General features: G+C 49.2%; 14 protein-coding genes and 1 pseudogene. 7 read left to right on the top strand and 8 right to left on the bottom strand.

The features are described from left to right. A pseudogene (locus tag ABF463_RS10635) lies at window positions 1-398 on the top strand (XRE family transcriptional regulator); the annotation flags it as partial. A gap of 91 nt (window positions 399-489) precedes the next feature. Here the strand turns inward: ABF463_RS10635 and guaA are convergent. Together guaA and ABF463_RS10625 are read right to left on the bottom strand one after the other, a co-directional pair. After that, a complete protein-coding gene (guaA, locus tag ABF463_RS10630; RefSeq protein ID WP_415533609.1) occupies window positions 490-2,022 on the bottom strand; it encodes a glutamine-hydrolyzing GMP synthase in 1,533 nt (510 codons plus the stop codon). Between the two features lie 69 nt (window positions 2,023-2,091). After that, window positions 2,092-3,243 (bottom strand): FtsW/RodA/SpoVE family cell cycle protein, encoded by a 1,152-nt coding sequence (locus ABF463_RS10625; protein WP_415533608.1) that lies wholly within the window; start codon window positions 3,241-3,243, stop codon window positions 2,092-2,094. Between the two features lie 253 nt (window positions 3,244-3,496). Here ABF463_RS10625 and ABF463_RS10620 point away from each other — a divergent pair, with 253 nt between their 5' ends. The 5 genes from ABF463_RS10620 to upp are packed head-to-tail and all read left to right on the top strand — an operon-like array spanning window position 3,497 to window position 7,433. Further along, a complete protein-coding gene (locus tag ABF463_RS10620) occupies window positions 3,497-5,164 on the top strand; it encodes a formate--tetrahydrofolate ligase (protein WP_415533607.1) in 1,668 nt (555 codons plus the stop codon). Window positions 5,165-5,184: 20 nt separating this feature from the next. Then, window positions 5,185-5,619: a tRNA (adenosine(37)-N6)-threonylcarbamoyltransferase complex ATPase subunit type 1 TsaE gene (gene tsaE / locus ABF463_RS10615; RefSeq protein WP_415533606.1), complete on the top strand. Its 435-nt coding sequence runs from the start codon at window positions 5,185-5,187 to the stop codon at window positions 5,617-5,619. Between the two features lie 3 nt (window positions 5,620-5,622). Beyond that, window positions 5,623-6,342, top strand: a complete 720-nt coding sequence (gene tsaB / locus ABF463_RS10610) for a tRNA (adenosine(37)-N6)-threonylcarbamoyltransferase complex dimerization subunit type 1 TsaB (protein ID WP_415533605.1) — start codon at window positions 5,623-5,625, stop codon at window positions 6,340-6,342. After that, window positions 6,339-6,770, top strand: coding sequence for a ribose 5-phosphate isomerase B (gene rpiB, locus ABF463_RS10605; RefSeq protein ID WP_415533604.1), 432 nt, complete (start codon window positions 6,339-6,341; stop codon window positions 6,768-6,770). The genes tsaB and rpiB overlap by 4 nt, the downstream gene beginning before the upstream one ends. Before the next feature lie 30 nt (window positions 6,771-6,800). Further along, entirely contained in the window at window positions 6,801-7,433 is a 633-nt protein-coding gene (upp, locus tag ABF463_RS10600; RefSeq protein WP_415533603.1) for a uracil phosphoribosyltransferase, read from the top strand. A 23-nt stretch (window positions 7,434-7,456) separates the two neighbouring features. Here the strand turns inward: upp and ABF463_RS10595 are convergent, their stop codons facing one another. After that, on the bottom strand, window positions 7,457-8,209 hold the full coding sequence (locus ABF463_RS10595) for an NAD-dependent protein deacylase (protein WP_415533602.1): 753 nt from the start codon (window positions 8,207-8,209) through the stop codon (window positions 7,457-7,459). Between the two features lie 156 nt (window positions 8,210-8,365). Continuing rightward, window positions 8,366-9,058 (bottom strand): type 1 glutamine amidotransferase, encoded by a 693-nt coding sequence (locus ABF463_RS10590; RefSeq protein WP_415533601.1) that lies wholly within the window; start codon window positions 9,056-9,058, stop codon window positions 8,366-8,368. A 428-nt stretch (window positions 9,059-9,486) separates the two neighbouring features. On the opposite strand from ABF463_RS10590, the gene ABF463_RS10585 reads away from it, so the two are divergent. Next, window positions 9,487-10,407, top strand: a complete 921-nt coding sequence (locus tag ABF463_RS10585) for an FUSC family protein (protein WP_415533600.1) — start codon at window positions 9,487-9,489, stop codon at window positions 10,405-10,407. Window positions 10,408-10,430: 23 nt separating this feature from the next. On the opposite strand, the gene ABF463_RS10580 is transcribed toward ABF463_RS10585, so the two are convergent. From ABF463_RS10580 to ABF463_RS10565, 4 genes are all read right to left on the bottom strand, one after another. Continuing rightward, on the bottom strand, window positions 10,431-11,876 hold the full coding sequence (locus tag ABF463_RS10580) for an esterase/lipase family protein (protein ID WP_415533599.1): 1,446 nt from the start codon (window positions 11,874-11,876) through the stop codon (window positions 10,431-10,433). Between the two features lie 145 nt (window positions 11,877-12,021). Then, window positions 12,022-12,909, bottom strand: coding sequence for a M14 family zinc carboxypeptidase (locus tag ABF463_RS10575; RefSeq protein WP_415533598.1), 888 nt, complete (start codon window positions 12,907-12,909; stop codon window positions 12,022-12,024). A gap of 2 nt (window positions 12,910-12,911) precedes the next feature. Next, window positions 12,912-13,748, bottom strand: a complete 837-nt coding sequence (locus ABF463_RS10570; protein ID WP_415533610.1) for a metal ABC transporter permease — start codon at window positions 13,746-13,748, stop codon at window positions 12,912-12,914. A gap of 72 nt (window positions 13,749-13,820) precedes the next feature. Continuing rightward, window positions 13,821-14,474 (bottom strand): metal ABC transporter ATP-binding protein, encoded by a 654-nt coding sequence (locus tag ABF463_RS10565; RefSeq protein WP_415533597.1) that lies wholly within the window; start codon window positions 14,472-14,474, stop codon window positions 13,821-13,823. Between the last annotated feature and the right edge of the window lie 386 nt (window positions 14,475-14,860).

Here is a 14,860-nt window from a genome sequence, read left to right as displayed (position 1 = left end):
TTATTATACTGTGTAATTCCCATATTATCTGTATTGATGGAGAGCGTGGAGAAGATAAACTATTGAAACCTGAAACAGTTTCTATACACATCAACCCCGTTTTGGCCAAATATACGAGAATTAGTATAAATAACAATCAGAAGTCATTAACAACAAATGATTTTGCTTTTCATCTTGCAAGCCCACTCATTCTTCCCAGCATTCTCAAATGGGAAAAGATGCATTATCTTTACACCAGTTCATGTAAAGAAGCTGGAAACAATCCCAATGATGCTACCAAAGCCGCTATTGCTAAGCTGTTAGCCATCAAAGAATCTGTTGAACTTGAACTTCAATGTTCTATGGTTTTGCTTGATACATCGGCTGGAATTAAGGTTAAAATTCCTCCTGAATTTTGATATATTTAAAAATTGCACTCAATCTGTACTCAAAGGACAAAAAGAATCCCCGGAAACCGCATAGAATAGCGGATTCCGGGGATTTTCAGGTTTACTCCCACTCTATTGTAGCGGGCGGTTTGCTGGTGATATCGTATACTACACGGTTAATGCCTTTTACTTCATTGATAATTCGGTTGGAAACTGTATCCAACACTTCAAAAGGGATGCGTGCCCAATCTGCGGTCATGAAATCACTAGTAGTGACACCCCGCAACGCCAATGTGTAATCATAGGTACGTCCATCCCCCATAACGCCTACCGAACGCATATTGGTTAGTACCGCAAAATATTGATTGATATCACGCATCATGCCCGCTTTGGTGATTTCCTCGCGGAACACGGCATCCGCATCGCGCAAAACATCCAGCTTTTCTTTTGTGATTTCTCCAATAATACGAATAGCAAGGCCCGGACCCGGAAACGGCTGCCGCCAAACCATATAATCAGGCAAACCGAGCTCTTTCCCGAGCGCACGCACTTCATCTTTAAACAGCAGACGCAGCGGTTCTACGATTTCCTTAAAGCGGACATGCTCCGGCAGTCCACCTACATTGTGGTGACTTTTAATGACAGCAGCATCCCCAAGACCAGATTCAATGACATCTGGATAAATCGTACCCTGCGCCAGAAATTCCACAGTTCCAATCTTTTTGGCTTCATCTTCAAAAACACGGATGAACTCTTCACCAATAATTTTGCGCTTGCGTTCTGGATCTGAGATGCCTTTTAATTTATCCAAAAAGCGCTCTTCTGCATCCACACGAACAAAATGAATATTTCGCCCCTGAAACGCCTCTTCGACTTCATCGCCTTCGTTTTTACGCATTAAGCCGTGGTCTACAAAAATACAAGTCAACTGCTTGCCCACTGCACGCGACAAAAGTGCCGCCGCCACAGCAGAATCCACGCCGCCGGACAAAGCCAACAATACGCGGCCATCTCCAATTTTCTCTTTAAGACTGGCCACCGTTGTCTTGGCGTAATCCCCCATACTCCAATCACCGGTGCATTGGCAGACCTCAAATAGAAAATTACGGATTATCTCCGTTCCTTTTTCGGTGTGCATGACTTCAGGATGAAATTGCACGCCATAGAATCCGCGTTCTGTATCTTCAATAGCCGCCACGGGGCAGTTCAGGGATTTGGCAATCACATGAAAACCTTTTGGCAATTGTTCCACATAATCGCCATGGCTCATCCAAGTCGTAACAGTAGATGCAAGCCCATGGAATAACGGACTTGCTGTATCCAGATCTGTAGCCGTTCTGCCATATTCACGACCACCGGCGGCGACCACATTCCCTCCCAAAGACTGCACAAGCAAATGAATACCATAGCAGATACCCAAAATCGGCACACCTAAAGTAAAGACTGCCGGATCGCAAGTTGGCGCGTTCTCACCATACACGCTGTTTGGCCCACCGGTAAAAATGATGCCAACCGGATGCAGCGCACGAATCTCCTCAACCGGCATATGATGCGAACGAACCTCACAATAAACGCCGCATTCGCGCACACGACGCGCGATTAACTGATTATACTGTCCACCAAAATCCAAAACCAGCACAAACTGATGCTCCATGAACAACCTCCGCATTTTTATCCTATAAATTTGCAAATACTCTTCGTCATACCCAAAGAGCCACACCTGTTATAAACTATCCTGCCCTGCAAATATTTCATTTTTACGGTGCATATGGACCGACAGCGCCAAACCAATCAACCAATACGACGCGACCATTGAGGACGCTCCCGCACTGAAAAAAGGCAGCGTGATACCAATCACCGGCAACACCATCAGCACCATGCCGACGTTGATAAAAACCTGCATGGTAAACGCAGAAAAAACACCCACACAAATCATTGAGCCAAGTGGATCTTTGGCAGAACGCACATATTGCAACAGCCGTACTGTCAAAATCAAGAACAACACCAAAATCAGTACACAGCCGATAAAGCCCAGTTCTTCACCAGCCACTGCGAAAATCATGTCGTTTCTTCTTTCGGGCAGTTGTCCGCTGATGGAGGATTGTGTGCGTGGACCGTGAAACAGGCCGTATCCCCAAATCTGCCCCGAGCCTATAGCGCTGCGTCCATACAGCTGCTGCATGGATACATCCTTCAAGTCGCTGCTTTCAGGATTGAATAACGCTAAAATTCGATGGCGCTGTGTGTCGCCAAACACTTTGCTCCAGATAACAGGAATGCCTGCAAGCAATAACACCGCGCCAACTGCAAAATAGCGCAACTGCACACCTGCTGCAAACAGCATACATATAAACATGCCTACATAAACAAACGCCATCCCCATGTCTTTCTGCACCACAATAATGCCAATCGGCACCATCGCGTGCATCACCAGCAGAATCACATTCAGCGGAGATGTCAGGCGTTCTCTGACGGCATTATAATGTGTTGCGAAAGTGATGATAAAACACAGTTTCACAAATTCAGCAGGCTGTACGGTAGTGAATCCCAGATTGATCCAAGACAGGTCGGCGGAACCAGCCACTGTGTAAGGATGCACATAAGGCAGCAAAAGCATAATCACGCCCGCTGCCGCTCCCACTTTCCATAGATTTCCCATATCGTGGTAATCGATCTTTGAGATAACTACCATGCCCGCAATCCCCAGGCAGATGCCGACAATCTGCATAAAAAATGCTCTGGAAGATGTATGGGTCGCGTTGGTGGCACTCAAAACCAACAGCAGTCCGTATACGGATGCCAGTATCGCTGTCAGCATTAGCACCAGATCCGTCTGCCGAATATAACGCCAAACGGCGCGAAATATTTTGAACATTTTTTCACCGCCTTTTGCTATTATATCGTCTGTGCGGTTTCTTTGCAAGCAAATTACAGCTTTCCATATCAATCGAATAAAATGGAAGGCGATTGCCCGGATACGGTTCGCGCGTTTAAGGTTTTCACATATTTTTTTGACGCAACCCACTTTTTTGCGTATAATTAAAAAGTAAGCGACAAAACCGGCGCATCCCTTGCTGCGAATATAACGAGGGTGCGTCGGGAAACAGAGAAAATACGGGGGAAACAATATGCTCAGCGATATTGAAATTGCGCATCAGTCTGCCTTACAGCCTATAGCCGAAATTGCCGCCAAACTCGGTGTATCCGATGACGAATTGGAGCTATATGGAAAATATAAAGCCAAGCTCAATGATTCTCTGTTCAAGCGCCTTGCGCCGAAACAGGATGGCAAATTGATTTTGGTCACGGCTATCAACCCGACGCCGGCCGGCGAGGGCAAAACAACCACCACAGTCGGCTTGGGAGACGCACTGCGCAAACTGGGCAAACAGGCGGTCATTGCGCTGCGCGAACCATCCCTCGGGCCAGTGTTCGGCATGAAAGGCGGCGCGGCAGGCGGCGGATATGCACAGGTCATGCCTATGGAAGATATCAACTTACACTTCACTGGTGATATGCATGCCATCACTGCGGCAAACAATTTGCTCTGTGCAATCTTGGACAACCATCTGCAACAAGGAAACACGCTGCAAATCGACCCTCGACGCATCCTATTCAAACGAGTACTGGACATGAATGACCGCGTCCTGCGGCAGACTGTCGTCGGTTTAGGCGGAAAACCCAACGGTATACCGCGTGAGGATGGATTTATTATCACCGTTGCCAGTGAAGTGATGGCCATTCTCTGTCTGGCAAAGGACATTGCTGATTTGAAAGAACGGCTGGGCAATATCCTGGTCGCCTACTCATATGCAGGCGAACCGGTCTATTGTAAGCAACTCGGTGTAGCGGGCGCGATGGCCGCCCTGTTGAAAGACGCGATCAATCCCAATCTGGTGCAAACACTCGAAGGCACACCCGCTATCATCCACGGCGGTCCGTTTGCCAATATCGCACACGGATGCAATTCCGTGCGCGCCACCGCGCTCTCCTTAAAATTAGGCGATTACTGCATCACCGAGGCCGGTTTTGGCTCTGACCTCGGCGCGGAAAAATTCATGGATATCAAATGCCGTGCCGCCGGTCTTCATCCGGCAGCGGTCGTGCTGGTCGCCACCATTCGTGCACTTAAGTATAATGGCGGTGTTAAGCGGGACGCTCTCGGCACGGAAAACGTGGCTGCCCTCCACCGCGGCGCGGACAACCTGCGTGCGCACATCACCAACATGCGGCGCTTCGGTGTGCCGGTCGTGGTGGCGATCAATCGGTTCGGTACAGACACGGAAGCAGAGCTTTCAGCAGTGAAGGAAATCTGCACGGAGGAGCACGCCTCTTTTGCCCTTTCGGAAGTATTTGCTAAAGGCAGTGAAGGTGGCCTGGAGCTGGCGCGCAAAGTGATGGATGCCGCTGACACCCCCTCCACCTATGCGCCGTTGTATGATTTAGATCTGGAAATCAGGGAAAAAATCGGAACTCTGGCAGAGCAGATTTACGGCGCGGGCGAGGTACAGTATACCGCTGCGGCGGATAAAGCGCTGGCTGAAATCGAAGCGCTTGGCGGAAACAAACTGCCCATCTGTGTTGCTAAAACCCAGTACTCCTTGTCGGACGACGCCAAAGCGTTAGGGCGTCCAAAAGGATTTACCTTGCATGTACGGGACGCGCGTCTTAGTGCAGGCGCCGGGTTCGTGGTAATCTACACCGGCAACATTCTGCAAATGCCCGGTCTACCGAAAAAGCCTGCCGCCGAACAGATTGACATTGATGCAAACGGCGTAATCACCGGACTTTTTTAAGCAAATACAGGGGGAATATCTTGACCGAAATCATTAGCCGTTCACCGGCGGAAACGGAACAGGCGGGCGAGCAGTTGGCCAAAGAATTGCGCCCTGGCGATGTTGTCGCCCTTTTTGGAAACCTCGGTGCGGGAAAAACGCAATTTATTCGGGGACTTGCCCGCGGTCTTGCAATCACGGACATGGTGTCCAGCCCCACGTTTGCCCTTGTACACACTTATTCCGGTCGTATCCCGCTCTACCATTTTGATATGTATCGTATCATGAACTGGGCGGATCTGGAATCTACTGGATTTTTTGACTATCTTGACAGCGGCGGTATCTGTGCTGTGGAATGGAGCGAGAACATAGAAGCCGCCCTTCCGGCAAATGCTATTCGGGTGCACATTGAACCGGATGCAGGAACAGATCTCCGACGCATCTCCATCAAACACGAAGAAACGGGGGCAAAATAGCGGATGAAAATACTTGCCATCGATACATCGTCCGTGACTGCTTCTGCCGCATTGTGTGAAGACACCCACCTTCTGGGCGAGGTGTATGTGCATATTCCGCAGACCCACAGTGAAACGTTGATGCCCGCCGTCTGTGAACTCCTGCGCCGCTGTAAAACAACGTTCTCGGAAATTGGCCTGTTTGCTGTTTCCACAGGTCCGGGTTCTTTCACCGGCGTACGTATCGGCGTAGCCGCTGTGAAAGGTATGGCGTTGGCCTGCGGCGTACCTTGTGTGGGTGTCTCGGCGCTGGAAACTGCGGCATGGAATATTCCGTTTTTTACGGGAACGACTTGCGCCGTGATGGACGCCAGACGCGGCCAAGTCTACAACGCGCTGTTTACTTCCTCCCCGACTGGCCTGGTACGCCGCTGCATGGACCGCGCAGTCGGGCTTGACACATTGTTAGAAGATTTACCAGCAGAACCGGTTTTACTGGTTGGAGACGGCGCTGAACTGTGCTATAATGCGTTTAAGGAACATCGTTACTGCCTGTTGGCTCCAGACCGGCTGCGCTTTTCCCACGCCGGTGCGGTTGCGGCACTTGGGTTGGATGCCTTTCAGGAAAAGCGGTCTTTGACACCTGACCAGCTGATGCCGGTCTATTTGCGCTTACCACAGGCAGAACGAGAATTACGTGCGAAAATGGCGCAAAATAATACGATACGGGGGGCATCTTCATGATTGCATTGGGCAGTGACCACGGCGGGTTTGCATTAAAGCAAGAGATCAAAACCTATTTGGATAAGCAAGGTATCCCTTATCGGGATTTTGGAACCTACAGTGCCGATTCCTGTGATTATCCCGACTACGCCAAAGCGGCTTGCACAGGCGTATTAGACGGTTCATGTGAAAAAGCACTATTGTTTTGCGGTACCGGCGTGGGTATATGCATAGCTGCCAACAAGCTGAAGGGCATCCGCGCCGCGTGCTGTTCCGATTACTACAGCGCCAAATACACTCGACTCCACAATGACGCAAATGTGCTTTGCCTTGGCGGGCGCGTTGTGGGAGCAGGACTTGCCTGTGAATTGGTCGATGTGTTTTTGCACACAGATTTCGAGGGCGGCGAGCGCCATGAACGTCGTCTGCAAAAAATAGAACAACTTTGAAATGAAACAATTATAACGGGGTGTGCATCCATGAATAAAAACATTTCGCTGCTGAGCCATCCGCTGATTCAGCACAAGCTGACGCTTTTGCGGGACAAACAAACCGGAGGCAAAGAATTCCGCGAAATGGTGGGCGAGATCGCCATGCTGATGTGCTATGAGGCGACGCGCGACCTTCCTCTCCAAGAAGTAGAAATCGAAACACCCGTCGCATTGGCAAAAGCGCAGGTGATTTCAGGTAAGAAATTGGCATTTGTCCCCATTCTAAGGGCGGGGCTTGGCATGGTAGACGGTGTTTTGCGCATGGTTCCTGCCGCCAAAGTAGGGCACATCGGACTATATCGTGACCCGGAAAGTCTTCATCCCGTCGACTACTATGTCAAACTGCCCGATGACATCCGTGAACGCGAAGTGATTGTGCTTGACCCGATGCTGGCGACCGGCGGTTCCGCAGTGGAGGCCATCTCCGTCATCAAGAAGCATGGCGTGCGTCACATTAAGTTTATGTGCATCATTGCTGCACCGGAAGGCTTAAAAACATTGTCTGAAGCACACCCGGACGTGCAAGTCTTCTGTGCCGCACTGGACGATTATTTGAACGACCACTGCTACATCGTTCCAGGACTCGGTGATGCCGGAGACCGCCTGTTTGGCACAAAATAAAAATAGATGCCTGTCATTTTATGTCAGGCATCTATTTTTATCTGTGCCTTTTCCAGCGCAGCACGCAACGTCACACCGGCTGCCGCATGGATGCACAGATCCGCGCGGCGGTCATGCGGTGTTTCACTCTTATTGAGAAGCACCAGGTGTTTTCCTTGAAAATAATCAATCAGTCCCGCAGCCGGATAGACGGCCAGACTGGTGCCTGCCACAATCAGCAAATCGGCTTGTTCAATAGCGCGGACAGCACCTGTCACGATCTCGCTGTCCAGCCCTTCACCATAAAGCACGACATCCGGACGGATGATGCCGCCACATATGCAGCGAGGGACGTCGGACGCCTCCAGAACGGACTCTAAGTTGTACTGTTTGCCGCAGGACATACAATAGCTGCGATATACACTGCCATGCAGTTCATACACTGTTTTTGATCCTGCCCGGCTGTGCAACCCGTCAATATTCTGCGTCACAACGGCAGACAGCTTGCCTTCCCGTTCCAGCGCAGCAAACGCTCGATGTGCATCGTTTGGCTCAGCGTCAGGAAACACCAGATATTCGCGCAGATACTCAAAAAAAGTTTTGGGATTTTGCATAAAGAAACGATGTGAAAGCAGAACCTCCGGCTCTCTTCCATATTTTTCTTGAATGTGTTCATATACGCCACCAGCTGAACGGAAATCCGGTATGTTACTCTCGGTGGAGACACCCGCCCCAGTAAAGGCGACAATCTGTTGCGAGGTCTTCAGCCAATCGGCTAATGTTGTTATTTCATCCATCTGCCTCCCCTTCCCTTCTGCGAAAGGCCATGGGGCTCCATCGCCCTATGGTTGCAGCATATCACGACCATCAGATGATTGCAAGCACACCGCACTAAAAAATCCCTGTCGGGTTTGATGTGTACCCGGCAGGGATCGATGATATGGGCGTATTTTTTAGACTTTTCCATACGTGTAGGCGGGTTGACGCACAACGCTGCGTCCCATCCAAAGCAGTGTATTCTCCATTAGCCTGGAAAATATCGGGTAGGTGTCCTCCGTATGCCGTGAAAAATCACCGCCTTTCGCTGCAATAATAGCGGGTGTATATTCGGGATGAAATTGAAAGCCAACCGCGGGTACGTCATCCGCTGCAAACATGGCGCTTGGGGACAGACTTGAGCGTGCAAGGCTTAAATGCACAGGCAAAGCGTAATGGTCGCTGTGGCGCATGTAGGCAAAAAATCCTCTTTCCAAGCCACGCAGCAAGGGATGTGCACAGCCCTCTTTCCACGGACGGATATAATAAAAACCTTGCTCCTCATCACCGCAGCGATAAGCCGGCGCACCCAGTGCCTGCGCGAGGATACCGGCCCCCATGCCAAAACCAATCACCGGTTTTTTTTCATTGAGCAGCATCCGCACATATTCCACTTCACCATAAAGCCATGGATCGGCATCCTTATTCCATAAATGTTGCCGCCCGCCGTGAAGTACCGCGACGTCAAATTCATACAATTTGGGGAAATCTTCGTTGCGATCTATATGGATTTTTTTTGACGTGGCCATACCGTTTTTCTCCATCCATATATCCAGATTGGATGGGATAGTTAGATGGTCATCATCATGCAAAAATTCTACAATTCTCATAAAAGCCGCCTCCTATTCAGAAAAACCTATGACACCAGCCAAACGTCCTTGCTTTTGGAATATACTGGTTATCAAAAATACACAAAATAACGCGCTTTGAGATTTTCCCAAAGCGCCGTTGCTCTACCATGTTATTCTTTCCGTTTTTATTATAATCACCCATGCAGGATTTGTCAATAGATATTGCAAAAGTTTTACACTATTTTCCTTATTTTCGGTTTCTGTGCATTTCCCAAACAAACATCTGTCAGAACCAAACGAAACACCTTGCGTATTATGCACATAAAATCCAAACCCATGCCTCTCGAAATTTTGATGATTTGTTATATAGGCTCTATATGTTTTCTGGATATTGATATTTTGCGCTCATTTCATTCTGTGTTATAATAACAAAACATAAAAGTATTATACCAAAGCTGGGTGTATCTATGAAAATAAAACCAGGAATGCGCACAATTAAGACAGCGGTAGCCGTTGGACTGAGTGTGGGAATTTCGTATGCTTTAAAACTAGAATATCCATTTTATGCAGCTATCGCCTGTGTAGTGGTGTTACAGATTTATTCCAAAGACACAGTCACCGCCGGCCGCAACCGTCTGCTGGGCACATTAGCGGGTGGTCTAGCCGGTTCGCTGTTTGCTTATATGCCGATAGATAAATCAATTGCATCTTTTTTAGGCATCATTTTTTTGTTCTTTATTCTTTCCCAATTTCGCTTAAATAAATCAATGACGATTGGCGGCATCGTATTCATGCGCATCATGGTCGATTTGGATTACAGCAAAGAAGTGCCGCTGCTATTTACCTATAATCGGTTGTTGGCGACGCTGTTGGGTGTCGTCATTGCGGTGGCCGTCAACCTGCTTTTATTTCCTTATCATCGCACCAAGGAAATTGATAAACGATTTATATTGTTGAAAGCGCGTCTGTTCGATAGTCTAACCGATTTACTTGCTTATCATACTCTTGCCGACATCCCTGCATTAAAAAAAGACTGTGACACCTTGCAGGGACATTTGGAAAAAAACACAGCGGAATATAAACTGTTCGCCCGCCGTGATGAACAAGTCGCCGAAATGCGCAAAGCTGTCGAGATGTTTCAAAGCATCCTGCGACATATGGTCATGATACAGGAGTTACCGGAGAAATGCCGGCAACTTGATGAACAGAACAGCCGAGTTCTTTCTGTATTGACCGCCTGCCGACTTCCAGAAGCAACGGGGGAACCCGAAGAATACGAAAAAAACATCGTCTATAATTATCATGCAAGCTGTATGCTCGACTGCGCCAAAGAAATAGAAAATGCACTGGCACAACCGCCGCAGCTTTGGGCCTCACGGGCAAAGTGATTGGGACCATTGCAAACATCCCGTCACACATGTTTGCGCCGCATCGCTATCTGCCGCACTACATTGCGCTCATATGGACTGCCGTCGTCCAGTTCACCGCGCAATACTTGTTCTACTGAATAAATGCCGTCTCCGGAAGCGAGCGGCAGCTCTCCGTCCTCTGCCGCATCACCCTCATAGACCATCTGGCAATGGTCCGGAAATGTTTGAAAAATGCGAAGCATGTTTTTGACTTTTCGAACGGCACGTTTCCCCGCCGTTTTCACGGCAGTATGTACAGAAGGCATTTCAGCACCAAAACGGACCGAAACGAGATAAGCGCCGCTGCTTTGGGAACCTTTCAGCTGCCAATTGCCCGGCAATGGATTCTGAACGACCGTTCGCTGCATTTGTGCACCGCTTTCAGAATGCGCTTCATGCAACGTGGTGACTCCACCGTCCGGCGCCGTAAGCGTAAAACGGTCGGCAGCATCGCCGCCCGCCGTCATCAAGCAGATATCTATACTGCGCGCGGCACTGTCCACCGCAAATGTTTCCTGCACACCATCTGCCATCCCGCCCCCGCGCAATACCAATCCATCGGGAACCTCTATCGCTTCGGCATCCTGCGGCAAATCTTTCACTGCCACAGAAACGGGTTTTACCAACGGAGCAATACCCAAAACTGCACGACGCACATGCGGCCAAATAAACTGTCCACTCTGCATCTGGATGTGGTCGAAGTCCAATGTGGCCATATGTTCTCCGTTTGGATTATGTGCACTGCGCACAGTTACGACGCCATCGTTTTTCCCCCAACGTGAAAGAATCTGTGCGCCTGCCCAAACACGGCTGAAAGCAGGGCCGCTGCCGCATCCCGCAAAAGTAAACAACGGCACTGCGCGCCCCACCACATCGGTTTTCTTGCGATAAGCCTGCATATACCCTGTCTGCATCACATAACAGCCGTCACTATGTACACCCATCCGTTCGCCCAACGGAAACCCGATGGAGGAATAGGCCAAATCTGCCAGTTCAGAGCCCCAGTGCGGAGAGCTAAGCGTATAGAGCCGCCGAATCCGCGGCGCCGCGCCATAGTAAATGGCTGCCGTCTGAGCGTCCACACCGCCTTTGCTGTGTGCAACCAGTGTCACCGCGTCAGTCTGATAAAATGCACAAATATCGGAAAGTTGCCATGCCAGAATCCGCCCATTTTTCCACATATCCATCGGTTTTTCTTTTTCTGCCGCAAACCCGACAAACGCTGCCCGAAACCCGTCGGCCACCGCAAGGGCATACATTTGGTTCAATCCGTATACCTCGCTTTTTTCCCAAAAGCTGCGCGCCGGCTGTCCCAGACCCGGCACAAAAACAATGACCGGAGCGCCCGGCCATTCAATTGCGCCGGCGTACCATCCGCCGCGTCCCGTATCGTCATATGTATGGATAAGCCGCGGCGCCGGCGGCTCTGATACCATGTTTTGCTCCATCGAACACCCTCCCGCCATATCTGATACTGGAAGTATATGCGGAAGTATGGAGTCGTGTTCCCTCTTGTGCAAAATCATATCGTATGACAACGCTTCATTGTTCCCATTTTGCTATATCTTTAAGAGCGGCTGTATATAACCCTTTTCACTCTCCGAGCGACTGTACCAATGCCGAGATGCTGTTTTCTATTCGGGAACTGTAAAAATTTACGGGATATACGCCTTTCGTTGTCCTTGGCAATTCCAGCAAAATAGACTCTGCCCCTTGCGTAGACGCCCATAGACTGAAAAAGCCATTGCATTTTGCGTCAAACGCACTGAATCTTTTAGAAACAGTAACTGGCAGAAAGAAAGAGGCAATTGCTGCATTTCCTAACACGTGGTCTTCCCACCCATGTACATCGACCACGACTGCCGGTTTGATCTGTGTAACAAGATCCACAAGAGCTTGGCTTTCGGGTGCCGCAAGCGGTGCCGCAAGCGTATAGTCACGCGCATTGGCAATCACTTTAAAACCAGTCGGAAAATCCCGGTTGATATTCACACCCAGCGACATCTGGCATCTTCCCTTGCCGTTTTGGCTTATTCCATCCGCCAGCCCGTCCGGATTAGCCGACGGCACAACATACAGTGCCGTGGTATCCAGCACGCTGCGATTGCTGCTCGCCCACTCAATCACCGCGTTACCGATATCGACCAGAACCTGTCCATCTTTGGCATATGCATCTTCATATCCGTGGATTTCTAAGGTCATTAGCACAGACGTCCTCACCGGTTTATCCGGCAAAATCCGTATGCAGTTCAGATTGGCTCCCAAACCGCTTTTTCCATACACAAACGTACCAACCGCAGGCAGTGCCTGCAATTGCTCTGCAATCCGCTGCTGGTTGGAAACAACAGACGCGGCAGTAGCCGGATCTGCCTGTCCTTTCAAGGGCTCTTTTGACTGAAACAACAGAGAAAAAACCAAGGCTACGGCGAACACCACGGTAAACAACAGCAGGCCGACAGTTTGCCTTTGCAGCGTCCACATTGTTATCGCCCAGAAATACGGTTGCGTGGCTGTGCTTGCAAACGGAAAATCTGAAACAAGCGCTTCCCCAGCATGACCAGTAAAAGGAGAGCCACCGACACCAGTGCAGTAAACCCACCGGGTGCCACATTCAGCTGGTACGATGCGACAAGTCCCGCCAAAATATCTACAATACTGAACAGCACTGAAAACAGAAGCGTCCGGCGGAAGCCCAACCGAAGCTGGAGAGCAGTCGCCACCGGCAAAGCAATCATAGAGCTGAGTACCAGCACCCCCACGACGCGAATGGAAATCGAGATGGCCGAGGCGACCAGAATAGAAAAAATGTAATTTATAAGTTGTACCCGCACACCGACGACACGTGCAGCTTCCTCATCGTAGGCAATATAAACAAGCTGATTGTACAGCAACACCAACACCAGCACCGAAACGATGCTCAACACCAGAATCGCACCCATATCAAATGCAGAAACCGTCAAAACACTGCCGAAGAGATAAGAATCCGCATTGGCATGCAGTTTGCCAGAACTGATGATGGTGATTGCAATACCTACGCTGAGCGCAAGCACGATAGTCAAAAGCAGGTCGGTAAATTTCTTAAAATAAACACGCAGAAATTCAATCAGCGCACCGCAGGCCGATGTAAAAACAAACGCGCCGATTACCGGGCTGCCACCACTGAGCAAACCGATAGCCACGCCCGCCAAAGAGGCGTGGGAAAGCGCGTCCCCGATCATAGAATAGCGGCGCAGCACCAGAAAAATCCCGATACTTGGGCAAAGGATGGCAATGAAAAACGATACCACCAGTGCATTCTGCATAAAACTATATTGAAACATTTGAAGCATGAAAACGGATCCCCTTACTGTTCATTCTTTTTGCACCGCGTTCTATTCTGTAGCCCTATCCATTCAGGAAGAATGTAAAAATTCGTCCGCATATTGTTTAGGGGTACAGAGATGTCCGTGTCCATCCAGCAGATGATAGATTAGCGTCGAATTTGCCATTGCAGCCTGCAAATTGTGCTCAATGGAAACAACAGTCATGCCTTTTTGGCGGTTCCATTCCTTTACAAAAGCATATATCTCGCGCTGGCTGCCCGCATCCACACCGGTAGAAGGTTCGTCCAGCATCAAGAGATCCGGTTCACCCATCAACGCACGGGCAAGCCGGATTTTCTGGGCTTGTCCTCCCGAAAGCGTACCCATCAATTCTCGGGCATATTCCTGCATATGCACCTGTTCCAGGCTACGCGTTACACAGCTTTTATCCCGCAGCTTCAGCAGCTTGCGGTAGCTGTCTAACATTTCGTAAACCGTGATGGGAAAATCACTGTTGGCATCTTGTCTTTGCGGAACATAGCCAATTTGCTTTGCCTGAACCACAACACTGCCGGAAATCGGCTTCAGAAAACCCAACATCAATCGAGCCAAAGTGCTCTTCCCGCTTCCGTTTTCACCGAGAATAGAAACATATTCGCCATCTTTGATTGTAAGATGCAGGCCATCCAGCGTGTACGGGCGCAACCCTGTATATGAAAAACAAAGGTGATTCACCTGAATCATCTGCACATTCCCCTTTCATACATAAATTCGAACGTTACCATCCGAACGTTATCTGTTCTATTATACGTTCAAATGCAAACGTTTTGCAAGTAAAACAAATGCATCACATATTTTTTTATATGTGAAAAAAAGCGCTTGCCCTTTTGAACTGCACCTCATTATTTATTAGGCGGTATAGTATATCGAAAGGGCGTATTGAGAAATGCGTGCAGATAGGGAAAAAATAGTAAAATAGAAGAAAAAAGCTAGAGGCAAAACGATAATTTTCAAGTAAGTGAACTTTCGGCGGCTTCCAGCCGCCAATCGAATCCATCGCCTTTCAGGCGGTAGTGATTCAGATGATTATAATGCATTCTGAATTTACAATCGATGTAATTGTATATAAC

The organism is Ethanoligenens sp., assembly GCF_047718355.1.
Classification (GTDB): domain Bacteria; phylum Bacillota; class Clostridia; order Oscillospirales; family Ethanoligenentaceae; genus Ethanoligenens.
Note: the sequence above shows the minus strand (reverse complement) of the source record. Positions and strands in the feature narration are given on the sequence as shown.